This window comes from Mucilaginibacter sp. NFX135 (assembly GCF_048565145.1).
In the GTDB taxonomy this organism is placed as follows: Bacteria; Bacteroidota; Bacteroidia; order Sphingobacteriales; family Sphingobacteriaceae; genus Mucilaginibacter.
Genome location: NZ_CP183412.1, coordinates 3,251,401 through 3,266,246, shown reverse-complemented (window position 1 = coordinate 3,266,246; position 14,846 = coordinate 3,251,401). Strand labels below are relative to the sequence as shown.

The window sequence follows — 14,846 nt, the reverse complement described above, 5'->3', positions numbered from 1 at the left end:
ATTATGGTTCGGTGATAACACCGACCATAGGCTGAATATCGGATAACGAAATTCACATCTGTATAAAATCAACCTCGATAACCTTTGTCATCCTGAGCGTAGCGAAGGATCTTCTTCAATATGCCTGATGTACAACAGATGCTTCAAGGGTTCAGCATGACAAAAGATATTTAACCACAAAACTGTCACCTCGAACGAGGTACGAGGAGAGATCTTTTACGAGGGATATATCAATTGTATAAGATTCTTTGCCAGTAGCGCTGCGGTTATAACGCCGACGACAACACGACACGTGTGCTCCAGTAAGTAGTTTCATATCTCTGGCCTCCCAATTGGATTTGGAAACCCAGAGTAATAAACGCTATAATTATCAGAATCCCATATACCATTTAACATTTGAATAATAATATCGATAGTCGTAGTTAGACTGCTTATTTTAATGGGGAAACCCCACTTATTAATAAAAGAGTCATCTATTTTATTCCTTTCAAATTCATTCAGCGTTGGAATACTAAGTTCAGAGCCTTTGGATGCAAGCAATGATTTTGTTTGCCATAAAACATCAATAAATATATATTTGTCAGCCTCGTTGTCAACTAAACTATCTAAAAATATATCTACCATGTTTGCGTACGCTCCTGATCGATTGGCATCACATTGTCCATACAACTTCTGTAGATTTTGAGACAAACGATTGACACCTATATTCTCGAATGTTTCACAGATGTATTGGCTTAATACTTCAATAAAAGACTCTGATATCCAAAAGCCCTTGCCTCTGTAATTAATATTTGCTTGGTTTGGCATTTATATTTGTTTATTAGCTTATGGTCGGTGTTATCACTACAAGTGTTCGGAAGAGTAAATTGCGACATTACATTTTATATTATAAAGTATCTGAAACAAGCTTGCTCCGTTAGGAGCTACCTGTTTATAGCACCGCATCGCCCTCTTTTATGCCTCGTAGAGGCTACCCTTATACAATTTACCTGCTCATTTAGGGTTGCACCTACGGAGCAAAAAGATATTTTGTCTTGTATTTCTACAAACAGGTAGCTCCTAACGGAGCATATCGACAATAAAATGCAATAGGCCTATTTACCCTTTAATCTCCCGAACACTTGTAGTGTTATCACCGCACCATTCCAACGGATTTGATAAAGCGTTATATAAAACTAACGTAAATGATTCACTTCATCATCCGTCATTCAAAATTCATTATTCGATATTACTTCCTGCAAAACCCTAAACTGCCTATCTTCGCAACATGCTCGATATACTCATTATAGGTGGCGGTCCCATTGGTTTGGCTTGCGGTTTGGCCGCTCAAAAAGCCGGTTTAAGTTTTGTTATTATTGAAAAAGGCTGCCTGGTTAATTCGCTGTATAATTATCCATCCACCATGACCTTCTTTTCTACTTCAGAAAAGCTGGAGATCGGCGGCGTGCCTTTTGTAACCGTACACAATAAACCAACCCGTGCCGATGCTTTGGAGTATTACCGCCGTGTAGCGCTTTCCAATCACTTACCTATTAACCTGTTTGAGGAAGTTACTAACGTTAGCCCACAAAACGGAGCATATGCTATAACTACCAGCAAAGCCACCTATAAGGCTAAAAGGGTGATCCTTTCCACCGGCTTTTATGATATCGCGGTTAACCTGGATATTCCGGGCGAAGATCTGCCCAAGGTAAAACACTATTACCAGGACCCGCATTTTTATACCCTGCAAAAGGTAGTAGTGGTAGGTTCCAGCAACTCGGCTATCGATGTAGCGTTGGAAACCTATCGTAAAGGTGCCGAAGTTACCCTGGTGATCCGCGGCAGCGAAGTAAGTAACCGGGTAAAATACTGGGTACGGCCCGATATCATCAACCGTATTAAAGAAGGCAGCATCAAGGCGTATTTCAATTCTAACCTGCAGGCTATCCGTCAATATGAGGTTGATATCCTTACACCAGATGGAGTGGTAACCATCCCCAATGATTACGTAATGGCTATGACGGGCTATAAACCCAATTTTGATTTCCTTAGGAAACTGGGCATTATACTGTCGGAAGATAAATTCATTCCCCAATACAACCCCGACACCATGCAGACCAACCTGCCAGGCCTGTACCTTGCCGGTGTAGTTTGCGGCGGATTAGATACTCACCTCTGGTTTATCGAAAACTCGCGTATCCACGCCGACATGATCATTAATGATATTGTAAGTAAGCGATAATCAGCGTCTTCTCAGTTAAATAAACACGCACTGAATAAATTATCTATTCATTATCAGATAGTTAGTGTTTTTTATTTTATTAAATAGTACTATGCATTGCATATTACTATTTAAAACACCTATCTTTATTTAAGTTTCAAATTAAATAAAGCAAAAACTATGAAATCAACCATTATCGCCCTGCTGTTGCTATTAGCCGGCAGCGCCGCCTGTCTGGCACAATGCGACAAAAAATTAAGCCTGGTAACTTCAAAAACCGAACATCTGGATGGTAGTAACAACCTGGATCGGGCTGTCGATGAGCAAACGGTTATCGAGATCATCGATAAAAACATTTCGGTTAATATCGAGAACGGCAAACAAACCCTGAAAGGAACCATCAAATCAAACACCTGCGATTGGAAAACGCCCTTTAAGGAAGGAAAATCGGTGATTAATACCACCATCAGTGATGAGGAAGGTGGCGGTGAGAAAGATTATGTGCTCACTATTGAAGGCAAAGGTGGCAAAGTTACCCTGCTTGCCGAAAGCGTACAAGATCCAGACAGGAAGCTGAGATTTGTTCTGGATAAATTTGAAGAGAAAAAATAAACTGCCGATCATCAAAGCCTTCCCATCTGCACGACCGGGAAACCAAACTTTGAAACCTCAAAAAAATCAAATATACTTATATCATAACGGCCCGGTTCTCCAATAAAACAGAGATCGGGCTGTTTAGTTAAAGTAACCCAATCTCCAAAAACCAACCGATTAGTATGTTCATCTAAATGTTAGGTGGTCAATACTTTTTAAACCATTCAAAACCCATCAAAAATTTGTTAAAAAGTGTTAAAATGGCATTAAACTTTAGTTAAACAGAGCAAAAGCAATTCATTTTTACCCTGTTTTTTGTTAAAAAGTGTTAAAATTTGAGGTTTAAAAAGCCCGAAGTTATGTTATCTGATCATCAGTATTTTATATCTTTCAAAAAACGGAATATAATCTTATCGTTATTAAATCATTTTTTTCTTGCATAAGTAAAAATTTATGCAATAATTTGCACCCAAATTAAAAACACAGTAATACCCACAAAAAATGAATCTACAAAGCTTAAATAAGCCCGCAATAAGAGCAACATTTGCTCCAGCTGCCGCTGCTTTGGTTTCAACTGTTTTTTTATGCTGCCCTCCCCGACGAAGGCCCTATATGCCAAGGGTTTGAATTGATTTCCTGTAACAAAACCCCTCGAAAGAAGAAAGTTTTTAAACTTATTCTTTTAAAACCATCTAATTATTAAGGCCTTAAAAGCCAATTAATTTAACGGTAATATCTATTTTAATGACCATACAAGATTTTGATATTCAGGTTGCTACCGCTCAACACGTAGACTATGCACCTCAAATATGTGTTGAAATGGCTGAATCGGCCAAAGCAAGGGGCACTGGCATAGCACAACGCTCACCAGAATACGTAGCCAATAAAATGCTGGAAGGCAAGGCTGTTATAGCGCTGCATAAAGACGGCACCTGGGCTGGTTTCTGCTATATTGAAACCTGGAGCCATGGCGATTTTGTGGCTAACTCAGGCCTTATTGTTAATCCACAATTCCGTAAAGCGGGCCTGGCAAAAGCTATTAAACACCGTATTTTCCAGCTTTCCAGAACTAAATATCCTGAGGCTAAAATATTCGGCTTAACAACAGGTCTGGCTGTAATGAAGATCAATTCTGAGTTGGGATACGAACCGGTTACCTACTCTGAGCTTACCCAGGACGAGAACTTTTGGGCAGGCTGCAAAAGCTGCGTTAACTATGATATTTTGATGAGTAAGGAGCGCAAAAACTGCATGTGCACCGCTATGCTGTTTGATCCTGCCGAAAAACAAAAGCAGGACGAGGAAAAGATGAAGAGGATCACCCACAAAGCTACCCTGCTCGAGCGTATAGAAAATGCCATCAAAAAAAGGATCCATCATGATAATGATTAGGTAAAAGGCGAAAAATAAGTTTAAAAAACAAGTACACATAAATTGAAAAGAAAAAGCTTTAAGCCATCCGCTTTTAGCTTTAAGCTCAAAAAAAGATATGAAGAAAAAAGTAGTATTAGCGTACAGCGGAGGTTTAGATACTTCATTTTGCTGTATTTATTTAACACAGGATCTTGGTTATGAAGTTCACTCGGTTATTGTAAATACCGGTGGCTTCAGCGACGAAGAGTTAAAAGGGGTTGAAGAGCGTGCCTACAAAATGGGCGTTACTTCGCACCACGTGGTTGACGAAACCAAAAACTTTTACAATACCTGCGTTCGCTTTTTGATTTATGGTAATGTTTTAAAAAATAACACCTACCCTCTTTCGGTAAGTGCAGAGCGGGTAAGCCAGGCTACTGCCATTGCTAACTATGCCAAAGAAATAGGCGCCGAATTTGTAGCACATGGTAGTACCGGCGCCGGTAACGACCAGGTACGTTTTGATATGATCTTTAATATCCTGGTACCCGAAGTTCAGATCATCACTCCTATCCGCGACTTAAAACTAAGCCGTGAGGAAGAGATCGAGTACCTGAAAAAACATGGTGTTGATATGAACTTTGAAAAAGCGAAGTATTCCATCAACAAAGGTATCTGGGGAACATCGGTAGGTGGTAAAGAAACCCTTACTTCTAACTTAGGTTTACCCGAAGAGGCATGGCCTACCCAAGTTACCGAATCGGAAGTAAAAAATCTGGAGCTTGTTTTTGAAAAAGGCGAATTGGTGGGGATCGATAACGAAAAATTTGACCATCCAACAAAAGCGATACAGGCTTTACAGGCTATTGCCCAGCCCTATGGCATTGGCAGGGATATTCACGTAGGCGATACCATCATCGGCATTAAAGGTCGTGTTGGTTTTGAAGCCGCCGCGCCAATGGTAATCATCAAGGCTCACCATACTTTAGAAAAACACGTGTTGACCAAATGGCAGCTGACCTGGAAAGACCAATTGTCGGCCTTCTATGGTAACTGGCTGCACGAAGGACAGTTTCACGACCCTATCATGCGTAACATGGAGGCTTTTCTAACCGATACCCAGCAAAACGTAAGCGGCAAGGTATTTGTGCAACTGCACCCATATCGTTTCCAGGTGATAGGCATCGAGTCGGAACATGATCTGATGTCGAACAAATTTGGCAGCTATGGCGAAATGAACAATTCATGGTCGGGTGAGGATGTTAAGGGATTCTCTAAAATATTTGGCAACCAGGTCATGATCTATCATAAGGTTAATAATCAATCACAGAATGATTAATACAGCTTTTTCAAAAGGCGAATGTTTAAAGCATTATAATTGGGGCGATGACTGCCACGGCTGGACTTTTATTGATACCGAGGCATTGTCTGTTAAGCAGGAGTTAATGCCGCCGGATACCGCCGAGCAGTTACATTACCACGAAAAAGCCACACAGGTGTTCTTTATTTTAAAAGGCAGGGCCACTTTCACGATCGACGGCAATGTGAGCGAGTTAAAGCCAGAACAAGGAATAGAGATTCTACCTGGTCAAAAGCACTTTATCAGTAATAACGACCGGAGCGATCTGGAATTTATTTTATATTCTTATCCATCAACCAATCATGACAGGATCAACATCAAATAAAGTACGCGCGGGAATTATAGGTGGTGCGGGATATACTGGCGGTGAAATGCTGCGTATATTGATCAATCACCCCAATGTGGAGATAGCTTTTGTAAACAGCAATAGTAATACGGGTAATTACGTTTACGAAGTTCATACCGATCTTTTTGGTGATACCAATCTTCGTTTTACTGGTGAATTGTCATTTGCCATCGATGTGCTTTTTTTGTGTGTTGGTCATGGCGATGCTAAGAAATTCCTGGAATCGACAGTTATACCTGACCATATTAAGATAATTGACCTGAGCCAGGATTTCCGTTTAACGCAAAGTTCAAAATTCAAAAACAAAAACTTTGTATACGGATTACCGGAATTAAATCGCGAAGCCATAAAAACAGCTGATAATATTGCCAACCCGGGCTGTTTTGCTACCTGTTTGCAATTGGGCTTATTACCCCTGGCTTCAAAAGGCATATTAAACAACGAGGTACATGTGGCGGCAACAACCGGTTCAACGGGTGCGGGACAGAGTTTGGCTCCTACTTCTCACTTTACCTGGCGAAATGATAACCTATCTGTTTACAAGGCATTTAATCACCAGCACTTAAATGAAATAGGTCAGTCATTAAAACAATTACAAGGCGATTTCAATAAAGCCATCAACTTTATACCCTATCGCGGCGATTTTACACGTGGTATCATAGCTTCTATTTATACAGACAGTGATCTGAGCGAGGAAAAAGCGTTGGAGTTGTATAAAAGCTACTATGAAGGTCATCCTTTTACCCATGTAACCAATAAAAATATCGATCTGAAACAGATTGTAAATACCAACAAGTGCTTTATTCAAGTGAGTAAACACGAGGGTAAACTATTAATTATTAGCATACTGGATAATTTACTTAAAGGCGCCTCTGGCCAGGCAGTACAAAACATGAATTTGTTATTTGGCTTAGATGAGCGCGCAGGGCTACGACTTAAGGCGACGGCCTTTTAAGCTGAAAGCAGAAAGCTTAAAGCTAAAAGCTGTTGCCACTAAAATAAAATATGAGGATTATAAAAAATATGAAGTATGGAAAAAGGCACATGAACTTAATATGTTCATCTACTTAACACTACTTCCTAAATTCCCCAAAATTGAACAATATGATTTGATGAGTCAAACTAAGCGGGCCTCATATTCCATTCCACTTAATATTGTGGAAGGATGCGGGAGAAATACAGAAGCTGATTTTGCACGCTTCTTAGACCAGGCATTGGGTTCAGCACATGAATTAGAATATTGCTGCTTAATGTGCCGGGATCTATCATATATTGACGAACAATTGTATCAGCAAACAAATACAATAATTAACGAAGTAAAGGCGATGCTGATCGGCCTTATTAAAACACTACGGAAGTAAAAAGCTTTTGCTTTCAGCCTTCTGCTTTTAGCTTAAATAATATGAATTTATTCGACGTATATCCTGTTAACCCAATAAATATAGTAAGAGGCCAGGGCAGCCTGGTTTATGACAATCACGAAAACGAGTACCTGGATATGTATGGTGGTCATGCCGTAATATCTATCGGTCACACCCATCCGCATTATGTAAAACGATTAGAAGATCAACTTCATCAACTGGGTTTTTATTCTAACTCTATCGAAATCCCTATTCAAAAAGAACTGGCAACCAAATTAGGTAAAGTATCTGGTAAGGATGATTACCAGCTGTTTATGTGTAATTCAGGTGCCGAAGCCAACGAGAATGCTTTAAAGCTGGCCTCATTCTATAACGGCAAAAAAAGGGTGATCGCTTTTACAAAAGCATTTCACGGTCGTACCTCTTTAGCCGTCGCTGTTACCGACAATCCTAAGATCGTAGCACCTATCAATGAAACCGATAACGTAATATTTTTACCATGGGCGGATGAAACTGCGTTAGAACAAGCCTTTGCGGATCATGAAAACGAAATATCCTCTGTAATTATTGAAGGCATACAGGGTGTTGGTGGCATACAGGTGGCTCCTGAGGGCTTTTTGCAAAAGATCCGTTCCTTGTGCAACCAGCATAATGCCGTTTTTATAGCCGATTCTGTTCAATGCGGTTATGGACGTACCGGCAAATTCTTCTCACAGGATTTTGCCGGTGTTAATGCTGATATTTATAGCATGGCTAAAGGCATGGGTAATGGTTTCCCGGTTGGTGGCATTATTATCTCACCAAAAATACAACCTGCTTATGGCATGCTGGGTACTACTTTCGGTGGCAACCATTTGGCCTGTGCCGCTGGGTTAGCTGTATTGGAAGTGATGGAGCAGGACAACCTGATGCAAAACGCGGCAACCATTGGCGAATACCTGATCAAGGAGCTTAATAAGCTTGAACAGGTTAAAGAAGTACGCGGTCGGGGTCTGATGATTGGTATTGAACTACCAGAGGAGCTGTCAAACGTGCGTAAAGATCTTTTATTTAAACACCGTATTTTTACTGGTGAAGCCAAACCAAACGTGGTAAGGTTGCTACCTGCTTTAAATTTGACCAAAGCACATGCCGACAGATTTTTAGAGGCTTTTGTAAATGTTTTAAACCAATAATTGAGCGCCCTCTAAACGGCGAAGCCCTCATGTAATAATCTCCCCCTAAAGGGGAGACTTTATATTAAATTATATTAAGTAAAGTCCATGAAACTATTCTCTTCTGTAAACGATGTTGCCGATATCAATGCTCTTGTAAAGGAAGCATTGACGCTTAAACAAGATCCGTATGCTAACCAGGATTTGGGTAAAAATAAAACCCTGGCATTGATATTTTTAAACCCAAGTCTGCGCACCCGTATGAGCACCCAAAAAGCAGCCCTTAACCTGGGAATGAATGTGATGGTGCTTAATATTGATAAAGAAGGATGGGCTTTAGAGCTTCGTGACGGCGTGATCATGGACGGCAGCACTGTAGAGCATATCCGCGAAGCCGCGGGTGTTATGGGACAGTATGCAGACATCATTGGCGTACGTTCGTTCCCGGGGCTAAGAAACCGCGAAGAAGATTATAGTGAAATGATTTTCAATAAGTTCGTTCAGTTTTGTAAAGTACCGGTTGTAAGTCTGGAATCAGCGACGCGCCACCCATTACAGAGCCTGGCCGACCTGATCACTATTGAAGAATTAAAAACAACAGCTCGGCCAAAGGTAGTATTAACCTGGGCTCCGCATATCAAACCGTTGCCGCAGGCTGTACCAAATTCCTTCGCGGAATGGATGTGTAAGGCCGATGTTGATTTTACCATTGCCCAACCTAAAGGCTATGAGCTTTGTGCCGATTTTACTCAGGGCGCAAATATTACTTATGATCAGGACGAAGCATTAACCGGTGCTGATTTTATCTATGTAAAAAACTGGTCGGCCTATGAGCCTTACGGTAATATCCTTGGTAAGAATGAGGAATGGATGCTGACCAATGAAAAGCTAAAACTTACTAACGATGCCAAGGTAATGCATTGCTTACCTGTACGCCGCAATCTGGAGCTCTCAGATGAGATACTGGACGGGCCAAACTCGGTAGTAGTTCATGAGGCAGGCAACCGGGTTTGGGCTGCCCAGGCGGTACTGAAGCAGATGCTGGAAAGTTTGTAAGATACGTTAATTCAGATGTACATCCCCTCATTCAACAAATTCGAAAACGAGCACGAAGCTATCAGCTTTATGCATCGCTACAGTTTTGCCACTATAGTTACGTCTGTTGGTGATATACCGGTTGCTACTCACTTACCATTTATAATAGAACAACGCGATGATAAGCTGGTCTTATCGTCGCATTTTGCTAAAGCCAATCCACAGGCTACAGAAATAGAAGGCAAAAACGCACTGGTGATATTTACAGAACCTCATGCCTACATATCTCCCGTTAACTACGAAAAGGAAACCAATGTACCCACCTGGAACTATCTGGCAGTACATACCTATGGCAAAGTGACTTTGCTCAACGAAACTGCCGATCTGCTTGCTCGTACTATCAACAACTACGAAGCGAATTACCTGCAGCAATGGAATAATCTACCCGATGATTACAAGCAAAAAATGATGAAAGGGATCGTGGGATTTGAAATTGTAGTGGATAGTCTGCAAGCTAAAAAGAAGTTAAGTCAAAACCGTAGCGAACAAGAAAAGGAAAGCATCATCAATACTTTAAGTAAAAGTACAAATACCACTGAGAATGAGATAGCTGAATACATGAAGCTCATCAAATCCAAACAGTAACTCTGTCCTGATAACCAATCTTACTTTGGCTCCGGATCTATCGCCCTGGTTTTAATATCAAAATAACGGATGATCAAGCGGTTATCACTATTTTTAGTAAAGTAGGATATGGCCCAGCTAAAAAATATAGTTCCTTTATTGGTAAAACCTGCCAGTGACATAATGTGAACCGCTCCCCATATAACCCAGGCAATAAATCCCTGCAGATGAATCCGGCCAATATCCGCAACGGCCTTGTTTCTGCCGATGGTAGCCAATGATCCTTTATCGTTATACTTAAACGGAATTGTATCTTCACCATTAATTATACGAACCAGATTTTTTGCCAGATGTCTTCCTTGCTGTATGGCCACCTGCGCCACCCCCGGATGTCCATTTGGTGTATCGGCGGTAATTACTGCTGATACATCGCCAATCGCAAAAATATTGGCATAGCCATTTACCCGGCCAATGCCATCCGTTTGAATACGGTTGCCTTTGGTGATAGAAGTCTCTGGCATTCCGCCGGGTACTTCTCCTTTTACACCTGCCGCCCACAAAACGTTACGGGTTAGTATGATAGTACCATCATCTATTTTAAGTTCTGTGCCATTATAACTTTGTACATGCACGCTATTAAATATGGTTACATCCATATCCAGCAGAAACTTTTTGGCTTTTGCAGATGCACCGGGCGAAAACGCGGCAAGCAATTCGGGTTTACCCTCCACCAGGTAAACTTTCATATTGTGTTTACGCAGGCCGTGATAATCTTTCATGAGTATCAACTGGCGCATTTCGGCCAAAGCGCCTGAAAGTTCCACACCGGTTGGGCCGCCCCCTACCACCACAAAAGTCATTAAAGCTGCCTTCTCCTCAGGATCTTTGGCAATTAACGACATTTCCAGATTTTGTAAGATCAGGCTGCGCAGATTTAATGCCTCTGGGATGTTTTTCATAGGCATAGCAAAGTGCTCTATTTCCTTATTTCCAAAAAAGTTAGTGTTTGATCCTGTTGCTATGATCAGGTAATCAAAATAGATAGTACCTATGTTAGTAGTGAGTGTATTATTTTCCGGATTTACGCGCTCCACTTCGGCCAGGGCAAACCTAAAATTGTCCTGTTTGGTAAATATTCTCCGGATAGGGAAGCCAATCGAGTCGGCAGCAATACCACCAGCTGCCACCTGATACAGCAAAGGCTGAAAAGTGTGATAATTATGTTTGTCTAATAAAAGCACATCTACGGGTGCCTTTTTAAGGTTTTTGGCTAATTCCAGTCCGCCAAATCCTCCACCTATTATAACTACACGGGGTTTTGTACCTTTTTTTTGATCCATAGGAAAACTTTGCTACAAGTTTAATGCCTTAAAATTTCAATATTACTAATTATTTCATAATCAAATTGTAAAGTTGCGCAGATAATACTTTAATCATTTTTTAACATTTTTTGAATAAAATACACTATAAATTCATATTTTTAGCAGATTCCTGTTTAATTTAATAGGAAATTAACATCAAGACGGCTATATTACTATTAATAATGGGTAAAACTGATACGGATTCAGCAAATTCTACACAGTTACAAGAAAATAAACGCTTGTATATCATAAAAATCGGAGGAAACGTAATTGATAACTCGGAAAACCTGTATCATTTTCTAAAAGATTTTGAAGGACTGAATGGTTTTAAAATATTAGTACACGGCGGTGGTAAGGTTGCCACTCAAATTGCCGAAGAATTAGGCATCGAAGCAAAGATGGTTGATGGCAGGCGCATTACCGATATTGAAACACTAAGAGTGGTAACCATGGTATATGGTGGCCTCATCAATAAAAACATAGTGGCGCAATTACAGCGTTTTGGTAATAACGCTATTGGCCTTACCGGGGCCGATGGCAATTTTATCCGGGCTAAAAAACGCCCGGTAAAAACTATTGATTATGGCTTTGTTGGCGATATTGATGAAAACTCCATCAACCCAGAAAATATAAGTCGTTTGATGCAGGCGGGCTTCACCCCGGTTTTTTGCGCATTGACGCATGATGGTGAGGGACAATTATTAAATACTAATGCGGATACTATTGCCTCGGCATTGGCCGTGTCATTATCATCATTGTATGAAACCACGCTTATTTATTGCTTTGAGAAAAAGGGTGTGCTTCAGGATATTAACGATGAGGACTCACTGATCAGAGAGATCGACCCGGTACGTTATGAAGAACTAAAGATCCAGCGCATTATACATAGCGGCATGTTGCCTAAGCTTGATAATGCTTTTACCGCCATTGCATGTGGCGTAAAGGCAGTGATCATAGGCAAATCAGACGACCTGGGACAATTAAAAGAAAATAAACCATTTGGAACACGTTTAAGTAAAAGCGCATGAATTCATCACAGCATTTAGCCATTTTAGGCTCTGGTAACATCGGGCTGTCATTAGCCAAAGGGTTGGTAAAAGCAAATATTTGCAAGCCCCAGCAAATTTCCCTCACACGCCGGAATGTATCGGCCCTGGCAGAGTACACCCAATTAGGGTACCACACTACCGATAATAATTCCAAGGCCGTTAAAAAAGCCGATATTATTGTTTTAGCGGTATTACCTCAACAGCTCAATAAACTGCTGGATGAAATAAGGCCCGTTATAAAAGCCGAAAAGCAGTTGATCATCTCTGTAATATCCGGAGTTACTTGTAACGATATCCGCCAGCAGCTTGATCTGAATGTACAGGTAATCAGGGCAATGCCTAATACGGCTATCGCTATTGGCCATTCTATGACCTGCATTGCTACGGATAACGGCACCAATAAAAATATAAACCTGGTAAAATCCCTTTTTGATACGGTGGGCATGAGTATCCAGATCAATGAAGAGCTCATGACATCAGCAACCGCACTCTGCGCCTGTGGTATAGCGTTCTTCCTGCGCTCTATCCGTGCGGCCTCGCAAGGCGGTACCGAGATAGGTTTCCATGCTCATGACGCCTTAAAAATGGCAGCTCAGACCGCCAAAGGCGCTGCCGATCTGCTGCTGCAATTGGCTTCCCACCCCGAGCAGGAAATTGATAAAGTAACCTCTCCAAGCGGATGTACCATTGCTGGTTTAAATGAAATGGAGCATAATGGCTTCAGTTCGGCCATGATCAAGGGTATTAAACTCTCAGCCGAAAAAGCTGGCGATCTTTACAAGAAGGATGAATAGCACTCATAAAACATATTTTATTTTGATAACAGGTATATCATATTGATATACCTGCTTAAATAGCTTACATAAATATAATAACCTAAAAGCCAATTTCTTAAACGCGCCATATCAAACTAAAAAGCCATTATTTTATGGATGGTACAGTTTTGGCACTCGTGCGCTAAAAGTGTTTATTTTTAAAAATGTTAACAGTCGAAAAAATCGGCGGCACTTCTATGACCGCCTTAAATGATGTGATCAAAAACATCATCCTATTTGAACGTCCCGGACAGCAATTGTATAACCGCATATTTGTTGTATCAGCCTTTTCGGGGGTAACCAATCTCCTGCTCGAAAACAAAAAAACCGGTGCGCCGGGTGTTTATCACAAATTGGCTACTTATAAAGATTTTCACAAGCCACTTAAAGCGCTTATCGTAAAACTGAAACAGATTAATAAAAGCTATGAGAGCCTGGGACTGAATATCGCCGAGGCCGATAAATTTATTGAGCAACGCCTTAAGGATGCACAAACCTATCTGGAAAACATAGCTAATATCCTGGCTTCGGGTTATGTAAATAAAGACGATGTTTTGCTGGCCGCCCGCGAGATCCTGGCATCTATCGGCGAAAGCCATTCAGCTTTTAACTTTACCAATATCCTGCAAAACATGGGTATCAATGCTACGTTTGTTGACCTGAGCGGCTTTCATGACCATCGCTCCTTCACCATCGATCAACGCATTAAGAAAGATCTGCAGCATATTGATTTTGAGAACACTATAACTATTGTAACCGGCTATACCAAAGGTACTGAAGGTATCATGCGGGAATTTGACCGGGGTTACTCAGAGGTTACTTTTAGTAAAATAGCGGTAGCCGTTAAACCAGAGGAAGCCATCATCCATAAAGAATATCATTTGTGCACAGCCGATCCGGAATTGGTTGGTGTCGAAAACTGCTTCCCGGTAGGTAATACCAATTATGATGTGGCCGATCAGCTGGCGGATGTAGGCATGGAAGCTATCCATCCCAAGGCATCAAAACCATTGGAGATACATGATATCGATCTGCGTATCAAAAACACCTTTCAGCCGGAGCACCCGGGTACATTGATAACCCGCGAATACATCTGCGACAAAAAACGGGTTGAGGTGATTACAGGCACAGAACGTGTGATGATGATCGACATTTACGATCCATCCATGGTAGGTAACGTAGGCACTGATTTCCATATCATGCAGTTGTTCTATAAATTCGGCGTGAGCTATACTTTTAAGGCCACCAGCGCCAATAGTATCTCGATTGTGATATGGGATAAGGATTTTAATAAAAAGCTGATTCAAGAGCTTGAAAACGATTATGAGAAAGTAACCGTAGAAAAAATGGCGATGGTTTGTCTTATAGGCTCCAATATGGATCAACCCGGTTTGCTGGCTAAATCAGCAACAGCGCTGGCTCAAAAAGGTATCAATATCAAAAGCTGCGGTTTCGCCCTACGCAAGGTTAACATCCAGTTTCTGATAGCCCGTGAAGATTTTAAGGAAGCCATTAAAGCCTTGAATAAGGCGATGATCTAATTTTTCACAGTTCCCTCAGGTCTCTCGCATGGAACGCTGAGATATTGGCC

General features: G+C 41.1%; 15 protein-coding genes. 13 read left to right on the top strand and 2 right to left on the bottom strand.

Annotation, left to right across the window (positions count from 1 at the left end; genetic code table 11):
• Positions 1-312: 312 nt before the first annotated feature.
• Complete coding sequence (locus ACNURT_RS13810; RefSeq protein WP_419698165.1) at positions 313-807, bottom strand: hypothetical protein; 495 nt, start codon at positions 805-807, stop codon at positions 313-315.
• Between the two features lie 460 nt (positions 808-1,267).
• Here ACNURT_RS13810 and ACNURT_RS13805 point away from each other — a divergent pair, with 460 nt between their 5' ends.
• From ACNURT_RS13805 to ACNURT_RS13760, 10 genes are all read left to right on the top strand, one after another.
• Positions 1,268-2,224: a YpdA family putative bacillithiol disulfide reductase gene (locus tag ACNURT_RS13805; protein ID WP_419698164.1), complete on the top strand. Its 957-nt coding sequence runs from the start codon at positions 1,268-1,270 to the stop codon at positions 2,222-2,224.
• A gap of 159 nt (positions 2,225-2,383) precedes the next feature.
• A complete protein-coding gene (locus tag ACNURT_RS13800; protein WP_419698163.1) occupies positions 2,384-2,815 on the top strand; it encodes a hypothetical protein in 432 nt (143 codons plus the stop codon).
• 726 nt (positions 2,816-3,541) lie between these two features.
• Positions 3,542-4,189 carry a GNAT family N-acetyltransferase gene (locus ACNURT_RS13795; protein ID WP_172333664.1) on the top strand — a complete coding sequence of 216 codons (648 nt, stop codon included), beginning with the start codon at positions 3,542-3,544 and terminating at the stop codon, positions 4,187-4,189.
• 97 nt (positions 4,190-4,286) lie between these two features.
• Complete coding sequence (argG, locus tag ACNURT_RS13790; RefSeq protein ID WP_370995684.1) at positions 4,287-5,489, top strand: argininosuccinate synthase; 1,203 nt, start codon at positions 4,287-4,289, stop codon at positions 5,487-5,489.
• Positions 5,482-5,835 carry a cupin domain-containing protein gene (locus tag ACNURT_RS13785; RefSeq protein WP_370995685.1) on the top strand — a complete coding sequence of 118 codons (354 nt, stop codon included), beginning with the start codon at positions 5,482-5,484 and terminating at the stop codon, positions 5,833-5,835. The genes argG and ACNURT_RS13785 overlap by 8 nt, the downstream gene beginning before the upstream one ends.
• Positions 5,813-6,811: an N-acetyl-gamma-glutamyl-phosphate reductase gene (argC, locus tag ACNURT_RS13780; protein ID WP_419698162.1), complete on the top strand. Its 999-nt coding sequence runs from the start codon at positions 5,813-5,815 to the stop codon at positions 6,809-6,811. Before ACNURT_RS13785 ends, argC begins: the two co-directional genes overlap by 23 nt.
• Positions 6,771-7,217 (top strand): four helix bundle protein, encoded by a 447-nt coding sequence (locus tag ACNURT_RS13775; RefSeq protein ID WP_419698161.1) that lies wholly within the window; start codon positions 6,771-6,773, stop codon positions 7,215-7,217. The genes argC and ACNURT_RS13775 overlap by 41 nt, the downstream gene beginning before the upstream one ends.
• Before the next feature lie 41 nt (positions 7,218-7,258).
• Positions 7,259-8,392, top strand: coding sequence for an aspartate aminotransferase family protein (locus tag ACNURT_RS13770; RefSeq protein WP_419698160.1), 1,134 nt, complete (start codon positions 7,259-7,261; stop codon positions 8,390-8,392).
• A gap of 87 nt (positions 8,393-8,479) precedes the next feature.
• Positions 8,480-9,427, top strand: a complete 948-nt coding sequence (locus ACNURT_RS13765) for an N-acetylornithine carbamoyltransferase (protein ID WP_419698159.1) — start codon at positions 8,480-8,482, stop codon at positions 9,425-9,427.
• A gap of 15 nt (positions 9,428-9,442) precedes the next feature.
• The gene (locus ACNURT_RS13760; RefSeq protein WP_419698158.1) at positions 9,443-10,051 is read left to right on the top strand and encodes an FMN-binding negative transcriptional regulator; all 609 of its coding nucleotides are present in this window, start codon (positions 9,443-9,445) and stop codon (positions 10,049-10,051) included.
• 20 nt (positions 10,052-10,071) lie between these two features.
• Here ACNURT_RS13760 and ACNURT_RS13755 read toward each other — a convergent pair whose 3' ends face one another.
• Entirely contained in the window at positions 10,072-11,370 is a 1,299-nt protein-coding gene (locus ACNURT_RS13755) for an NAD(P)/FAD-dependent oxidoreductase (RefSeq protein ID WP_419698157.1), read from the bottom strand.
• A gap of 203 nt (positions 11,371-11,573) precedes the next feature.
• Between ACNURT_RS13755 and argB the strand changes: the two genes are divergently transcribed.
• From argB to ACNURT_RS13740, 3 genes are all read left to right on the top strand, one after another.
• Positions 11,574-12,419 (top strand): acetylglutamate kinase, encoded by an 846-nt coding sequence (gene argB / locus ACNURT_RS13750; RefSeq protein WP_419698156.1) that lies wholly within the window; start codon positions 11,574-11,576, stop codon positions 12,417-12,419.
• Positions 12,416-13,234, top strand: a complete 819-nt coding sequence (proC, locus tag ACNURT_RS13745) for a pyrroline-5-carboxylate reductase (protein ID WP_370995693.1) — start codon at positions 12,416-12,418, stop codon at positions 13,232-13,234. The genes argB and proC overlap by 4 nt, the downstream gene beginning before the upstream one ends.
• A gap of 185 nt (positions 13,235-13,419) precedes the next feature.
• The gene (locus tag ACNURT_RS13740) at positions 13,420-14,796 is read left to right on the top strand and encodes an aspartate kinase (RefSeq protein ID WP_419698155.1); all 1,377 of its coding nucleotides are present in this window, start codon (positions 13,420-13,422) and stop codon (positions 14,794-14,796) included.
• Positions 14,797-14,846: the final 50 nt, after the last annotated feature.